The sequence below is a fragment of the Enterobacter sp. S-33 genome, assembly GCF_028735835.1.
Taxonomy (GTDB): domain Bacteria; phylum Pseudomonadota; class Gammaproteobacteria; order Enterobacterales; family Enterobacteriaceae; genus Enterobacter; species Enterobacter vonholyi.
Genome location: NZ_CP117838.1, coordinates 179088 through 194400 on the forward strand (window position 1 = coordinate 179088; position 15313 = coordinate 194400).

Consider the following 15313-nt stretch of genomic DNA (forward strand, 5'->3'; position numbering starts at 1 on the left):
GAGGCGGCCATGTCTGAGAAAACTTTCCTGGTGGAAATTGGCACCGAAGAGCTGCCACCAAAAGCCCTGCGCAGCCTGGCTGAATCTTTTGCTGCGAACGTGACCGCCGAGCTGGATAACGCTGGCCTGGCGCACGGTAAAATTGAGTGGTTTGCTGCCCCGCGCCGTCTGGCGCTGAAAGTGGCAAACCTGGCGGCGTCTCAGCCAGATCGCGAAGTCGAAAAACGTGGCCCGGCGATTGCTCAGGCGTTTGACGCGGAAGGCAAGCCGAGCAAAGCGGCGGAAGGCTGGGCGCGCGGCTGCGGCATCACCGTCGATCAGGCCGAGCGTCTGACCACGGATAAAGGCGAATGGCTGCTGTATCGTGCCCATGTGAAAGGCGAAAGCGCGGAAGCGCTGCTGCCGGACATGATTGCCACGTCTCTGGCGAAGCTGCCTATTCCTAAGCTGATGCGCTGGGGCGCGTCTGATGTGCACTTTGTGCGTCCGGTTCACACCGTGACCCTGCTGCTGGGCGACACCGTTATTCCGGCTACCATTCTGGGCGTGGCGTCCGATCGCGTGATCCGCGGCCACCGCTTTATGGGCGAGCCAGAGTTCACCATCGACAATGCCGACCAGTACCCGCAGATCCTGCTGGAGCGCGGCAAGGTCATTGCTGACTACGAACAGCGTAAAGCCAAAATCAAAGCGGACGCGGAAGACGCGGCGCGCAAGATTGGCGGTAAAGCCGATCTGAGCGACAGCCTGCTGGAAGAAGTGACCTCGCTGGTGGAATGGCCGGTTGTGCTGACCGCGAAGTTTGAAGAGAAATTCCTGGCCGTTCCGGCTGAAGCGCTGGTGTACACCATGAAGGGTGACCAGAAGTACTTCCCGGTCTATGCCAACGACGGCAAGCTGCTGCCAAACTTCATCTTCGTGGCAAACATCGAATCGAAAGATCCGATCCAGATTATCTCTGGTAACGAGAAGGTCGTGCGTCCACGTCTGGCCGATGCCGAGTTCTTCTTCAATACCGACCGTAAAAAGCGTCTGGAAGATCATCTTCCACGCCTGCAGACCGTGTTGTTCCAGCAGCAACTGGGTACGCTGCGCGACAAGACCGACCGTATCGCGGAGCTGTCCGGCTGGATTGCCCGTGAAATCGGTGCGGACGTCAACCACGCAACCCGTGCTGGCCTGCTGTCTAAATGCGACCTGATGACCAACATGGTGTTCGAATTTACCGACACCCAGGGCGTGATGGGCATGCACTACGCGCGTCACGATGGCGAAGCGGAAGACGTGGCCGTGGCCCTGAACGAGCAGTATCAGCCGCGCTTTGCGGGTGACGAACTGCCGTCCAACCCGGTTGCCTGTGCCGTGGCGATCGCCGATAAGATGGACACCCTGGCGGGTATCTTCGGTATCGGTCAGCATCCAAAAGGCGACAAAGATCCGTTTGCGCTGCGTCGTGCCGCGCTCGGCGTGCTGCGTATCATCGTTGAGAAGAACCTGAACCTGGATCTGCAGACCCTGACCGAAGAAGCGGTGCGTCTGTACGGCGACAAGCTGACCAACGCGAACGTGGTGGATGACGTGATCGACTTTATGCTCGGTCGTTTCCGCGCCTGGTATCAGGATGAAGGTTACACCGTCGACACCATTCAGGCGGTGCTGGCGCGTCGTCCGACCCGTCCGGCTGATTTCGATGCGCGTATGAAGGCGGTTTCCCACTTCCGTACGCTGGAAGCGGCATCTGCTCTGGCGGCGGCCAACAAGCGTGTATCCAACATTCTGGCGAAATCCGACGAGACGCTGAACGAGCGTGTGAACGCCGCGACGCTGAAGGAGCCGGAAGAGATCGCCCTGGCGATGCAGGTTGTGGTGCTGCGCGACAAGCTCGAGCCGGTCTTCGCGGAAGGTCGTTACCAGGAAGCGCTGGTGGAGCTGGCCGAGCTGCGTGACGTCATTGACGCCTTCTTCGAGAAAGTGATGGTGAACGTAGAAGATAAAGAGCTGCGTATTAACCGTCTCTCTATGCTCGAAAAACTGCGTGAGCTGTTCCTGCGCGTAGCGGATATTTCGCTGCTGCAGTAATGTGCCCGTTGATACAAATGCTAAAAACCCGCTTCGGCGGGTTTTTTTATGATGTGTTGCTGAAAATTTAACCTTGAAACCGTCAACACATTACCGCTATCCTTATCCACGTTAACTTTCTCGCGCTGGAGTGCCCCCCAAAAATGAACAAACACGACTGATGAATTTCGATCCTTGCTAAACGCCACCGCGTCGGCAGGGGATGTTTTGATTTCATTCAGGAGTGCTTATGGCTCATTTTGCGCAGTCCCCTTCTTTTATTCTGCATCAGGTTACCTGCCAGTTTCCGACGGGCGATACCCTTTTTGGCCCGCTGAATCTCACGCTGGAACCCTCTCTGTGCGCGCTGGTTGGCCGCAACGGCAGCGGAAAAACGCGTCTGCTGCGTCTGCTGGCGGGGCTGGACGAACCGGCTACCGGTCATATTGAACGCTTTGGCTCGCATGTCTTTGTGGCGCAGCAGCACGTTATTTCTTCGCAGACGACGCTGGCTGAACTTCTCGGATATGACGCGATTTTTACTGCGCGTAAGCGCATCGACAGCGGTGATTACCAGCCTGACGATCTGGCGTTGCTCGACGGCTACTGGGATGTAGCCGAGCGACTGAGCGAGGCGTTTATCAATGCGAAGCTCCCGGCGTTTGATCCGGATAAGCCTGCCCTGGAACTCAGCGGCGGCGAGCGCATCCGCGCCCTGCTGTGCGGCGCGTTTACGGCTGAAGCGGATTTCATGCTGCTGGACGAACCGACTAACCATCTGGATCGACAAGGTCGGGCGTGGTTCTACGACCAGTTGAGTCGCTATCAGGGCGGTGTGCTGGTGGCCTCTCATGACCGCGAACTTCTGGAGCAGGTGCCGCGTATTCTTGAGCTGAGCGCCTCGGGTCTGCGCAGCTACGGCGGAAATTATGCGGATTATCAAGCCCAGCGCGATGCCGAACAGCAGGCTGCCCGCGCGGCGCTCGAACATGCGGCAACCGAGCGCAAACGCACCCGCGCGCGCATGCAAAAAGAGCATGATGACAGCCAGCGGCGGTCGGCAAAGACGTTACGCACCGTCGATACCCTGAATATCGCATCGTTTGAGCGTGTCAAATACAAAGGCGCGGCAAAGGAGCGGATCGGCTCATGGAAAAAACAGCACAGCGAGCAAAATGAAGCCCTGAACGCCGCGGTAAACAAGGCGCGTGAACGCGTTGAAGAAGATAACCCGGTCATGTTCACCCTGCCGGGAAGTCAGGTCCCGGAAGGGAAACAGGTACTGGTTCTGGAGGATCTGGTGTTGCCGCATGTGCCTGTCCCACCCATCACATGGCGTATGGACGGACCGATGCGCGTGGCGTTAAAGGGACCGAACGGCTGTGGGAAATCGACGTTGTTAAAAACCATCCTCGGCGAGGTTACTCCCCGTTCGGGTGCCTGTAAGGTATCCGTCAGCTGTGCTTATCTCGACCAGCATCTGTCGCAACTCGATCTCACGCAGTCGGTCATGACGCATCTCAATTTGAGTCATACCCCTCTGGAAGAGGGGGTATTGCGAACCCGTTTAGCACAGCTTCAACTGGGGGCCGACAAAGTGAAGCTCCCATTGGCGGAGCTCAGCGGCGGCGAGTGTCTTAAGGCTGCCCTGGCCTGCGTGCTGTGGCGTGCGGAGGCCACGCAGCTTCTTCTGCTGGATGAACCGACCAACCATCTGGATCTGGCTTCAGTCCAGGCCATTGAAGCGGCGCTGGCCGGTTTCCCTGGGGCTCTGCTGGTGGTATCACACGATGAGGTTTTTTTAAGAGGCCTGGCGTTAACGCATGAGCTGGTATGGGAAGAGGTGGGTTGGCGTTGTGATAGCCTGTAAAACACAAGCCCCCGCAAAGGCGGGGGCATTCAATCTTCACTACGCTATCTGTTTGCTGAGTGCAGGGTTGGCCTGAATCAGGCGCATCAGCCGTAACTCGGTTGGGGTGGGTTTCTCACGTTTTGACTCCCACTCCTGCACCATAGCCACGCTGACACCCATCGCTCTGGCGAATTCTTCGGTTTTCAGTCCTGTCCCTTTGCGCAATTGCTCATATTCTGTAAAGGGATTGGATTTTTGTTGCAGGGTAATCATCTGCGGTACATCTTTAAAAATGATCTGTTCCAGACTGCTCAGCAGTTCAAACTCAGGATCTTTATATTCCATTGAGGACTCCTCTTAAATCTCACATCGTGATCAAGAACATCAGAGAGCCAGTTAAGAATAGTCCCTAATACCAACCCAGGATCGTCACGGGTGTGATTAATTGTGCGGTAACGATCGCTGTATCCGATTCAGCAATATGGATAGTTATGCTAATTCCCTGATTAGTCATAGGTCGGCTTCGCCAGGTATTTTTTTGTAAATGATAAGAAATAAATCGGCAATAGCCGTTTTGCATGAAAAGAGTATCTTGCAAGGCTGACCTGGACTATCCTTGTCAGCGTCGGGCACGCGTGTGCCGGTGTGCGCTTTTTTGGGTGAAAGGAGTAATAAAATGGCGACAGGAAAGTCCTGCTCTCGCTGGTTTGCGCCTATTGCGGCGTTGTTGATGGTTGTTAGCCTGAGTGGGTGTTTTGATAAAGAAGGCGATCAGCGCAAAGCGTTTATCGATTTTCTGCAGAATACAGTGATGCGCAGCGGGGAGCGGTTGCCGACGCTGACTGCGGATCAGAAAAAACAGTTTGGTCCCTTCGTGTCCGATTACGCCATTCTTTATGGTTATTCACAGCAGGTGAGCCAGGCGATGGATTCCGGTATCCGCCCGGTAGTGGATAGCGTGAACGCCATCCGCGTTCCACAGGATTATGTGACGCAGCGTGAACCGCTGCGCCAGTCCAACGGTGCGCTTGGCGTGCTGAGCCAGCAGTTGCAAAATGCGAAAATGCAGGCTGACGCGTCACGTTCTGCGCTCAAGCAAGGTGACGATCTTAAACCGGTCTTCGACAAAGTGTATGAGAAAGTGGTGACCAAGCCTTCTGAAGCGCTGCAACCGCTGATTCCGGCTGCGCAAATCTTCACGCAGCAACTGGTTCAGGTGGGTGACTTTATCGCCCAGCAGGATACGCAGGTGAGCTTTGTTGCCAACGGTATTCAGTTCCCGACCTCGCAGCAGGCAAGCCAGTATAATACGCTGATTGGGCCGCTGGCCTCCCAGCATCAGGCCTTTAGCCAGGCCTGGAGTGCGGCAGTCACTGCCACAGAATAAACCGAAAAACCCCCGCTTCTGGCGGGGTTTTTTTATGCCTGTCGAAAATAACGCTTGTCATTCCTCTACCACATCGGTATAACTATTCCCGTCGGTTTGTTACACAGACCTAAAGCAGTTTAGTAAAGCAGTCCAGATTGTTATCCATAGATACCCTTCGTAGTGACCCTTCCTTCATCGCTTAAAAATCTGTAACGCAATCCATCAAGCCGGAAGGCACAATATATTTGTTAATAAGGTAATTTCTATGTCTGCTAAAATGACTGGTCTGGTAAAATGGTTCAACGCTGATAAAGGTTTCGGCTTCATCACTCCTGACGATGGCTCTAAAGACGTGTTCGTACACTTCTCTGCTATCCAGAACGATGGCTACAAATCTCTGGACGAAGGTCAGAAAGTGTCCTTCACCATCGAAAGCGGCGCTAAAGGCCCAGCAGCTGGTAACGTTGTAAGCCTGTAAGCTTCCAACCCAGTAGCAAAAAATTTAAAAACCCGCCTTCTGGCGGGTTTTTTCGTTTCTACCGTTGCACCTGCGGGTTCACGCAGTTTATCTCCACCTTTCCGCTAAGGGCGGCAATTAGATTATCGACCGCCGTGGCCGCCATATTGTAGCGCGTCTCATGGGTGGCTGAACCGATGTGGGGCAGGGCAACCACGTTAGGCAGCGAAAGCAGCGGCGAATCCACCGGCAGCGGCTCCTGCTCAAACACGTCCAGACCTGCTGCATGGATCTGACCGTTTTTAAGGGCCTCAATCAGCGCCTTCTCATCCACCACCGGACCACGACCCGCGTTGATGAAAATGGCTGACGTCTTCATTTTTTCAAACGCCTCTTTGCCAATCAGATGACGGGTTTCGTTCGTGAGCGGCAGAACCAGGCAGACAAAATCGGCTTCCTGCAGCAGGGTATCCAGCTCGCAGTAACGAGCGTTGAAGCGTTCTTCGGCTTCACCGTGATGGCGACGCGCGTTATACAGAATCGGCATGTTAAAACCAAAATGCGCGCGCTGCGCCAGCGCCAGCCCGATACGACCCATACCGACAATGCCCAGCGTCTTGCCGTGAACGTCCACGCCGAACCAGTCCGGACCAATGCTTTTTGTCCATTCGCCCGCTTTGACGCGCTCAGCTACTTCCACCACGCGACGGGCCGTGGTGAGCATCAGCGCCATCAGCGTATCGGCCACGGTTTCCGTCAGGGCATGTGGGGTATGCATCAGCAGGATCTTGCGGGCGTTAAGGGCATCCACGTCGAAGTTGTCGTAACCCACGGAAACGGTTGAGGTAGCACGAAGCTTCGGCATTTTTTCCAGCAGGGCGACATCCACTTTCTCGCTTGAACCCAGCAGGCCTTCGGCGCTGGCGAACGCGTCGGCGTGCTGTGCCACGGTTTCCGGGCTCAGGTTCTTCACCTGCGTGACGGTGAAGTGTTCTTCAAGGCGTTTCTGCAGATCTTCCGGCAGTGCTTTATACAAAATGACGGACGGCTTCATGCTAATCTCCGTTGATTTTTAAGGATTCAGGCGTGGCGAGCGCCGACATGGTGTTGTTGATTATTAGCAGGCTTAACAATCAGAGTAAGCCACACGGAGGCGAAAAGCGCCACCCCCATAAAGATGTACGATGCGGACGGGCTGCCGGTGGCACCGTTCAGGTAGCCGACGAACCAGGAGCCGCAGAACGAGCCCAGCGCACCCATGCTGTTAATTAACGCCATTGCGCCACCCGCAACGTTACGCGGGAGCATCTCCGGGATGATGGCAAAGAACGGTCCGTAAGGGGCGTACATGGCCGCACCGGCAATCACCAGCAGGGTGTAAGAGGCCCAGAAATGGTTTGCGCCCACGGCCCAGGAGCCAATAAAGGCGAAGGCAGCAATCAGCAGCAGCGGCCAGACAAACAATTTACGGTTCTGCAGCTTGTCCGATGCCCAGGAGACGACGATCATGGCGATGGTTGCCGCCAGATATGGTACGGATGACAGCCAGCCTACTTCGACCATGCCGAGGTTCTCGCCGCCGCTGCGAATAATGGACGGCAGCCACAGCACAAAGCCGTACACGCCAATGCTCCAGGTAAAATACTGCGCGCAGAGCAGGAGCACGTTTCGCGAGCGGAAGGCTTCGCCGTAGTTACGTACCGCCTTCAGGCCCTGCTGTTCTTTGTCCAGCTGCGCCTGCAGCGCCGCTTTCTCATCTTCAGAAAGCCATTTCGCCTGGGCTGGTTTATCTTTCACCAGCACCCACCAGCAGAAGGCCCAGATAATCGCCGGCACCCCTTCAATGATAAACATTTCGCGCCAGCCGAAGGACTGGATCAGGTAGCCGGACACCACTGACATCCACAGTACCGTTACCGGGTTACCGAGGATAAGGAAGGTATTCGCGCGCGAGCGTTCAGATTTGGTAAACCAGTTGCTGATGTAGATCAGCATCGCCGGCATAACCGCCGCCTCAACGACGCCGAGGATAAAGCGAATGGCGGCCAGGGCAGGAATATTGTTCACCATGCCGGTCAGTGACGCGCAGGCGCCCCACAGGATCAGACAGATGAAGATCAGCTTACGCACGCTGCGGCGTTCCGCATAAATCGCGCCGGGGATCTGGAAGAAGAAGTAGCCCAGGAAGAAAAGGGCACCCAGCAGGGAGGAGATACCTTTGGTGATGCCAAGGTCCTCTGTGATCCCTGCCGCAGACGCGAAGCTGAAGTTGGCACGGTCAAGGTACGCCAGGCTGTACGTGATAAACACGATTGGCATGATGTACCACCAGCGTTTTACTGCATTGGTCGAACTGTTCATAGGCTTGCCTCTGTTGTTGAGGTTGTTACCGCCGTTGTCTGTAGGGTACACGGTGGCTTAATTATTTGGTGCGGCTTGCTGCCCTCACCCTGGCCCTCTCCCACAGGGAGAGGGAATTTAAACGCCGAGCTGTGCTCGCGTTGGTAATCCTTCGCTGTCGCCCTGCACCTGAATGGCCAGCGAGCCAATCTTGTTGCCTCGCGTGACGGCCTGCGGCAGCGTTTTGCCTTCCAGCAGTGCGCTAATCACGCCCACGGCAAAGCCGTCGCCCGCGCCGACGGTGTCGACTACGTTCTCGACCTTCACCGCCGCGACCGCGCCCTGTTCGCCGTCGGCCGTTTTAAACCATGCGCCATCAGCACCGGTTTTCAGCACCACCGCTTTTACCCCTTTATTCAGATAGAAATCGGCAATGCCTTCCGGCGTGCTTTCGCCGGTGAGGATCATCCCTTCTTTCAGGCCTGGCAGAACCCAGTCCGCCCTGAACGCCAGACGGTTCAGTTTCTCCACCATTTCCGCTTCGCTTTTCCACAGCACCGGGCGCAGGTTGGGGTCGAACGATATGGTTTTCCCCTGGGCTTTCAGGGTGGCTGCCGCATGATCCAGCAGCTCATACGAGCTGGCAGACAGCGCGGCCGCCACGCCGCTCAGGTGCAGATGGCGCGCGGAGGCAAAGTAATCTGTGTGGTAATCCGCGACAGACAGGTGGCTTGCGGCCGATCCTTTTCGGAAATACTCCACGATGGGATCGGTTCCATTTTCGACCTTAGATTTAAGCTGAAAGCCGGTAGGGAAGCGTCCGTCGAGGGTGACGCCTGCGGCATCAATCCCCTCTTTTTTCAGCGAATCGAGAACGAAATGGCCAAAGCTGTCATCCCCCACGCGGCTGACCCAGCCCACGTTCAGGCCAAGACGCGCCAGGCCGGTTGCGACGTTGAGTTCAGCGCCTGCGACGCGTTTAATAAAGTGCTCTACCGCGCTCAGCTCGCCCGTTTCGGTGGCGACAAACATCGCCATGGCCTCGCCGATCGTGATGACATCCAGCGTCTTGTGCATGGTTTACTCCTCGCGCAGCAGGTTGACGTAATGGCGGGTAACGGCGGTTAAATCCGCCCCTTCCAGCGGGAACTCGATACCGCGCGGGGCATCGGCAGGCAGCTGGCCGAGCAGATCCAGCCAGCGCGCATCGGCGCGGTCCGGCGCCACGGCGCGGAAGTTATCTTTATGCGGCACGGCGGCCTTCACGTGGATATAGCTCACCGCAGGGGCCAGATGACGCGCGGCCTCTTCGGGGGAATCACCGACCCATAGCCAGTTGCCCATGTCGAAGGTTAGCGTGACGGGTAAAGCCATTTCCCGACAGGCGGCCTGGAAGCGCTGCATGGGGGCGAGCTGCCCGCAGTCGGTCTGATCGTTCTCCACGACCAGCGCCATACCGCTTGCATTAAGCAGGCTACGCAAGTCGTCAAGAGGCTGCGCGTCGCGGAAATGGCCCAGGGAAACCTTCAGCCACAGGGCGTTCAGGGTGTTGGCTTCAGAAAGATAGCGGGGCAGGTCCGGGTTGAGGTTGCCGTCGGGCATAAACAGGGCGGCGGGTGCGGAGTAGCACGCAAGCAGGCCCAGCAGCTCAATGGATTCACCCAGCGCAGGCAGTGCCAGCAGCTCTTCGCTATTGAACAGTTCCCGGCGGATCTCCACGCCGTCTGCCCCTGCGCCTGCAATAACGGGAAGCATCGCCCGCTGACCGCCTGCCTGTCGCACCTGTTCCGCACCGTACGCGGCGGTGACCACCATAATTTTCCTGCCCATCTTCGGACTCCATCGCAACATATCAATACTATTACGCTAGATGGAACCGGTTCCAAAGAAAAGGTCAGGATGTTGAATTTATGATCGCTATCACAAGGGAAATTTAACGCGCGGTGGAGCCACGAACGATCAGCTCGCCGGAGAAGACCTGCTCGCGAACGGCATCGCTGGTACCTTCAATACGACGAACCACTTGTTCAACAGCAGCATAGCCAATTTGCCAGGTGGGCTGCTTGAGGGTGGTAATGCCTACGCCAGCCAGTTCCGCCCACTCCAGTTCATCAAACCCCAGCAGACCGATGTCGCTGCCCCAGTGGAGGCCAATGCGCTTGAGCGAGCGGGCGACCTGAAGCGTCAGCGCCCCGTTGGCCGAGATAACGGCTTTGCGCATCCCGCGATGGCGCGTGTGGAACTGACGCAGGGTGTTGTCGAGCTGCCCGGCTTCGTGAAGCGGCGTTTCGGCATTTTCGGCGATCACGCCGGGATATCGCTCCAGCGTGGCGCGAAATGCACTCAGGCGCTCGCGACGGGTATTGACCATCCCCAGCGGTTCACTCAGAAACAGAATAGCCTCGAAGCCCTGTTCAATGAGATGTTCGGTAGCGGTCGTGGCGGCCTGGGTGTTATCCAGCCCGACGACATCGCAGGCAAATTCAGGGATTTTACGGTCGATGAGGACCATAGGCAGAGAGGACTGCTGCAGGCGGTTTAACCCCTCTTCACGCATGCCTACCGCGTTGACCACAATCCCTTCCACCTGATAGCTGCGCAGCAGGTCGAGATAGTGCAGCTCCTGGTCGACTTCATTATTGGTATTACAGACCAGTGGCGTGAACCCCTTCTCGCGACAGGCGGCTTCGATACCGCTGAGCACGTTAACGGAGTAGGGATTAGTGATATCGGCGATGATAAGTCCGATAAGACGGGTGCGACCGCGTTTAAGCCCGCGCGCCATGAGGCTGGGACGGTAGTCGAGATCGGCAATGGCCTGTTCAATTCGCGCCAGCAACGCATCGGACAGCAGGTGTTTTTCACCGTTAAGGTAGCGCGAAATACTGGTTTTACCGGTTTTGGCGGCTTTCGCCACGTCGCTGATGGTGGCCCGGGCTGGTTTGCTCATCGCTGATTTCCCTGAATTTAGTGAGAATACCTTAGCGGGAAAATCAACGATGGCAAGTGGTTCATGCCGGGGTGTGGGGCTTGATGCCCTCACCCCGACCCTCTCCCGCTGGGAGAGGAGGAAATGCAATTACTGAATTGGGCTCAACGTAATCTCAACGCGGCGGTTCTGCGCTTTGCCTTCCGCCGTGCTGTTGCTGGCGATAGGGTTGGCAGGGCCCATGCCGCTGGTGCGGATGCGGTTTGCTTCAACGCCCTGAGTGATGAGCGAGCTGGCCACGGCGTCGGCGCGCTGCTGGGACAGACGCATGTTCAGTTCCTGGCTGCCGGTGCTATCGGTATAGCCCATCACGTTCACGGCAGTCTTGTTGTACTCTTTCAGCACCATTGCCACGCCGGTGAGCGTATTCGCACCTGCTGGTTTCAGCGTTGCGCTGCTGCTGTCGAAGGTCACGTTGTTCGGCATGTTCAGGATGATGTTATCGCCGCTGCGCGTCACGCTCACGCCGGTTCCCTTCATTTTGTCGCGCAGCTTCGCTTCCTGCACGTCCATGTAATAACCAACGCCGCCGCCCAGCGCCGCGCCCGCCGCTGCGCCAATCAGCGCGCCTTTGCCGCGGTCTTTCTTGGAGGAGGAGAGCGCCCCAACGCCTGCGCCGACCAGCGAGCCGATACCCGCGCCAATGCCGGATTTACCCGCTTCGCGTTCACCGGTGTAAGGGTTGGTTGTGCAGCCAGAAACAGCCAGGGCACCGCTCACCAGAGCGGCAATAACGAGTACGCGTTTTTTCATCTTCTTTCCTTAATCCTTTTTATTCTTTGCCACGGCGAGCGTGGCAGTTGATTATGACGTCCAGATACGGAGAAAATTCCGGGTATAACTCTGAAATTTGTGACAAACCATAAACTGCCTCAGCAAAGAAGGCCGTAAAACCTGCACGCAACCAGGAGCGCACGCTTGAGCACCTCAACGAAAACCATTCTGACCGCCGCCCACTGGGGTCCGATGCTGGTCGAAACCGATGGCGAAAATGTTCTGTCGTCCCGCGGGGCACTGCCAACCCAACATCCCAACTCGTTACAGACCGTCGTTCGCGATCAGGTGCACAGCAAAACGCGCGTGCGCTGGCCGATGGTGCGTCAAGGTTTTCTGGCCTCGCCGGACAAGCCGCAGGGTATTCGCGGTCAGGATGAGTTTGTTCGCGTGAGCTGGGATGACGCGCTGGCGCTGATCCACGCCCAGCACAAGCGTATCCGCAACAGCTACGGTCCGTCGTCCATTTTCGCCGGGTCCTACGGCTGGCGTTCAAACGGCGTGCTGCACAAAGCCTCGACGCTGCTGCAGCGCTACATGAGCCTGGCGGGAGGCTATACCGGTCATCTGGGGGATTACTCCACCGGCGCGGCGCAAGCGATCATGCCGTACGTCGTGGGCGGGAACGAAGTGTACCAGCAGCAGACCAGCTGGCCGCTGGTGCTGGAGCATACCGATGTGGTCGTACTGTGGAGCGCTAACCCCCTTAACACGCTGAAAATTGCCTGGAATGCCAGCGACGAGCAGGGCATTGGGTATTTCGACGCGCTGCGTAAAAGCGGCAAGCGCATCATCTGCATTGACCCGATGCGTTCTGAAACCATGGATTTCTTTGGCGACAGCGCCGAGTGGGTTGCCCCGCATATGGGCACCGACGTGGCAATGATGCTGGGTATCGCCCATACCCTGGTGGAGAACGGCTGGCACGATGTCGAATTCCTGACGCGCTGTACCACCGGTTTCGATAAATTCGCCGTCTACCTGACGGGTCAATCCGATGGGATTGCGAAAACGGCAGAGTGGGCGGCAAATATTTGTGGCGTTCCTGCGGAAAAAATCCGCGAACTGGCGGCGTTGTTCCATAAAAATACCACGATGTTAATGTCCGGCTGGGGAATGCAGCGCCAGCAGTTTGGCGAGCAAAAACACTGGATGCTGGTGACCCTTGCTGCGATGCTTGGGCAGATCGGCACGCCGGGCGGTGGTTTTGGTCTCTCCTATCACTTTGCTAACGGCGGCAACCCCACGCGTAAAGCGGCGGTGCTGGCGTCTCTGCAGGGCTCGGTGCAGGGCGGCGTGGATGCCGTGGATAAAATCCCGGTGGCGCGTATTGTTGAAGCCCTTGAAAACCCCGGTGGTTTTTATCAGCACAACGGTCTGGACCGCCATTTCCCGGACATTAAATTTGTCTGGTGGGCTGGCGGGTCGAACTTCACGCACCATCAGGATACCAACCGCCTGATCCGCGCCTGGCAAAAGCCGGAGCTGGTGGTGATTTCCGAGTGCTTCTGGACCGGTTCGGCTAAGCATGCAGATATCGTGCTGCCGGCGACCACCTCGTTTGAGCGTAACGATCTCACCATGACCGGTGACTACAGCAACCAGCATATGGTTCCGATGAAGCGCGTAGTGGCCCCGCGAGATGAAGCACGTGATGATTTTGAGGTGTTTGCTGAACTGAGCGAACTGTGGGAAACGGGCGGCCGCGAGCGTTTTACCGAAGGGAAAAGCGATCTGCAATGGCTGGAGACCTTCTACCAGATTGCCGGACAGCGCGGCGCAGCGCAGGGCGTGACGCTTCCGCCATTCGCTGAGTTTTGGGAGGCGAACCAGATTGTCGAGATGCCGGAGAGCGAGCAGAACGCGAAGTTTGTCCGTTTTGCCGATTTCCGTCGCGACCCCGAGAACCACCCGCTGAAAACAGAGAGCGGAAAGATCGTGATTTACAGCGAGCGCATCGCCAGCTTTGGCTATGCCGATTGCCCACCGCACCCTACCTGGCTCGAGCCGGATGAGTGGCACGGCAACGCCCGGCCGGAACAGCTACAGGTGTTGTCTGCGCATCCAGCGCACCGTCTGCACAGCCAGCTTAACTATACGTCCCTGCGCGAGCAGTATGCGGTCGCCGGGCGAGAGCCCATCACGCTGAATACCCATGATGCGAAAGCGCGCGGGATTGCCGACGGTGACGTGGTGCGCGTCTGGAACTCGCGCGGGCAGGTGCTGGCAGGGGCGGTGGTGAGCGACGGAATTAAACCGGGCGTGATCTGTATTCATCAGGGCGCATGGCCCGACCTTGAGCCCGCCGAGGGCGGTATCTGTAAAAACGGGGCGGTTAACGTGCTGACCAAAGATCTCCCCAGCTCGAAGCTGGGGAATGGTTGCGCAGGGAACACGGCGCTGGCCTGGGTCGAGAAATATGAGGGGCCCGAGCTTACCTTAACGGCGTTTGATCCGCCTGCCAGCTCATGATCCATGTCGGGTGCTGAGTATCATCCTGCCAGGCGCTGTCTTCAATGCGAAAGCCATGAGCATGATAGAAATTCACCGCCCGGACATTTTTCTGGTACACCTCCAGAGTTAAGTGCGGGAAGCGCTGTTGAACATGGTTCAGCAGCGCGCGCCCAATGCCTTTCCCGATGCATGACGGCGCCACAAACAGGGCGCCGACAAACTGAGACTGCATCACGCTGATAAATCCGTAAGGTTCGCCATCCTGTTCCCAAACCCAGGTTTCCGCCGACGGCAGGTAAACGTCCCGCACCATGGCCTCGTTCTCTTTCCAGTAACCCGGCTCGATAAACGGATGCGCTTCCGTGGTGCTTTCAAGCCACAGGCTCAAAAGCGGCGCGGTATTCTCATTTTGCCATTTGCGGATCATGATGGCCTCCCGGATGACAGAAGCAGCCGGTAACGTGGTCATTGACCAGGCCACAGGCCTGCATAAAGGCGTAGCAGATGGTGGAGCCGACAAACTTAAAGCCGCGTTTTTTCAGTGCTTTCGAGAGCGCATCCGAGGCCGGGGTGGAGGCCGGGATTTCCGCGAGCGTGGCGGCCTGAGTGAGTTGCGGTTTGTTGTTCACAAACGTCCAGACAAAATCTGAAAATGATTCGCCGTTTTGCTCCATCGCCAGGTAAGCGCGTGCGTTGCCGATGATGGCCTGGATCTTACCGCGATGGCGGATGATGCCGGCGTCCTGCACCAGCCGCTCCACGTCCTCATCGGTCATCACAGCGACGGCGACGGGATCGAACTGATGGAAAGCGTTGCGGTAATTTTCACGTTTTTTCAGTACCGTAATCCATGATAACCCCGCCTGCTGGCCCTCCAGGCAGATCATCTCGAAGAGCTTTTTGCCATCCCTTTCCGGCACGCCCCATTCCCGATCGTGATAGTCGATATAAAGCTGATCCTGGCTTACCCAACCGCAACGTTCCATCCGTCATCTCCCTTATTGATACTGATTTCGCAAA

14 protein-coding genes are annotated in these 15313 nt (G+C 57.1%); 5 read left to right on the plus strand and 9 right to left on the minus strand.

Going from position 1 to position 15313, the window contains the following annotated elements:
- Positions 1–9: 9 nt before the first annotated feature.
- Both glyS and PUP35_RS00810 read left to right on the plus strand, forming a co-directional pair.
- Entirely contained in the window at positions 10–2079 is a 2070-nt protein-coding gene (gene glyS / locus PUP35_RS00805) for a glycine--tRNA ligase subunit beta (RefSeq protein ID WP_045907867.1), read from the plus strand.
- A 229-nt stretch (positions 2080–2308) separates the two neighbouring features.
- The gene (locus PUP35_RS00810) at positions 2309–3928 is read left to right on the plus strand and encodes an ABC-F family ATP-binding cassette domain-containing protein (protein ID WP_274241646.1); all 1620 of its coding nucleotides are present in this window, start codon (positions 2309–2311) and stop codon (positions 3926–3928) included.
- 39 nt (positions 3929–3967) lie between these two features.
- On the opposite strand, the gene PUP35_RS00815 is transcribed toward PUP35_RS00810, so the two are convergent.
- On the minus strand, positions 3968–4255 hold the full coding sequence (locus PUP35_RS00815) for an HTH-type transcriptional regulator (protein WP_111964342.1): 288 nt from the start codon (positions 4253–4255) through the stop codon (positions 3968–3970).
- Between the two features lie 331 nt (positions 4256–4586).
- Between PUP35_RS00815 and PUP35_RS00820 the strand changes: the two genes are divergently transcribed.
- Entirely contained in the window at positions 4587–5297 is a 711-nt protein-coding gene (locus PUP35_RS00820) for a DUF3053 domain-containing protein (protein ID WP_014882044.1), read from the plus strand.
- A 247-nt stretch (positions 5298–5544) separates the two neighbouring features.
- Positions 5545–5757 (plus strand): transcription antiterminator/RNA stability regulator CspE, encoded by a 213-nt coding sequence (gene cspE / locus PUP35_RS00825; RefSeq protein ID WP_003860775.1) that lies wholly within the window; start codon positions 5545–5547, stop codon positions 5755–5757.
- Between the two features lie 58 nt (positions 5758–5815).
- Here cspE and ghrB read toward each other — a convergent pair whose 3' ends face one another.
- The 6 genes from ghrB to PUP35_RS00855 form a co-directional block, all read right to left on the minus strand.
- Positions 5816–6790: a glyoxylate/hydroxypyruvate reductase GhrB gene (gene ghrB / locus PUP35_RS00830; protein ID WP_115876665.1), complete on the minus strand. Its 975-nt coding sequence runs from the start codon at positions 6788–6790 to the stop codon at positions 5816–5818.
- 26 nt (positions 6791–6816) lie between these two features.
- Complete coding sequence (locus tag PUP35_RS00835; protein WP_274241648.1) at positions 6817–8097, minus strand: MFS transporter; 1281 nt, start codon at positions 8095–8097, stop codon at positions 6817–6819.
- Positions 8098–8214: 117 nt separating this feature from the next.
- Entirely contained in the window at positions 8215–9153 is a 939-nt protein-coding gene (locus PUP35_RS00840; protein ID WP_274241649.1) for a sugar kinase, read from the minus strand.
- A gap of 3 nt (positions 9154–9156) precedes the next feature.
- Positions 9157–9906 carry a sugar phosphate isomerase/epimerase family protein gene (locus tag PUP35_RS00845; protein WP_127729188.1) on the minus strand — a complete coding sequence of 250 codons (750 nt, stop codon included), beginning with the start codon at positions 9904–9906 and terminating at the stop codon, positions 9157–9159.
- A gap of 103 nt (positions 9907–10009) precedes the next feature.
- Positions 10010–11026 (minus strand): LacI family DNA-binding transcriptional regulator, encoded by a 1017-nt coding sequence (locus PUP35_RS00850; protein ID WP_008502761.1) that lies wholly within the window; start codon positions 11024–11026, stop codon positions 10010–10012.
- Between the two features lie 129 nt (positions 11027–11155).
- Positions 11156–11818 (minus strand): OmpA family lipoprotein, encoded by a 663-nt coding sequence (locus PUP35_RS00855; protein ID WP_032650803.1) that lies wholly within the window; start codon positions 11816–11818, stop codon positions 11156–11158.
- A 213-nt stretch (positions 11819–12031) separates the two neighbouring features.
- Between PUP35_RS00855 and PUP35_RS00860 the strand changes: the two genes are divergently transcribed.
- On the plus strand, positions 12032–14311 hold the full coding sequence (locus tag PUP35_RS00860; RefSeq protein ID WP_274243368.1) for a molybdopterin guanine dinucleotide-containing S/N-oxide reductase: 2280 nt from the start codon (positions 12032–12034) through the stop codon (positions 14309–14311).
- Here the strand turns inward: PUP35_RS00860 and PUP35_RS00865 are convergent.
- The gene (locus tag PUP35_RS00865; protein ID WP_115876660.1) at positions 14274–14720 is read right to left on the minus strand and encodes an N-acetyltransferase; all 447 of its coding nucleotides are present in this window, start codon (positions 14718–14720) and stop codon (positions 14274–14276) included. The genes PUP35_RS00860 and PUP35_RS00865 overlap by 38 nt on opposite strands.
- Positions 14698–15279: a DNA-3-methyladenine glycosylase I gene (tag, locus tag PUP35_RS00870; protein WP_115876659.1), complete on the minus strand. Its 582-nt coding sequence runs from the start codon at positions 15277–15279 to the stop codon at positions 14698–14700. Before tag ends, PUP35_RS00865 begins: the two co-directional genes overlap by 23 nt.
- Positions 15280–15313 lie beyond the last annotated feature (34 nt).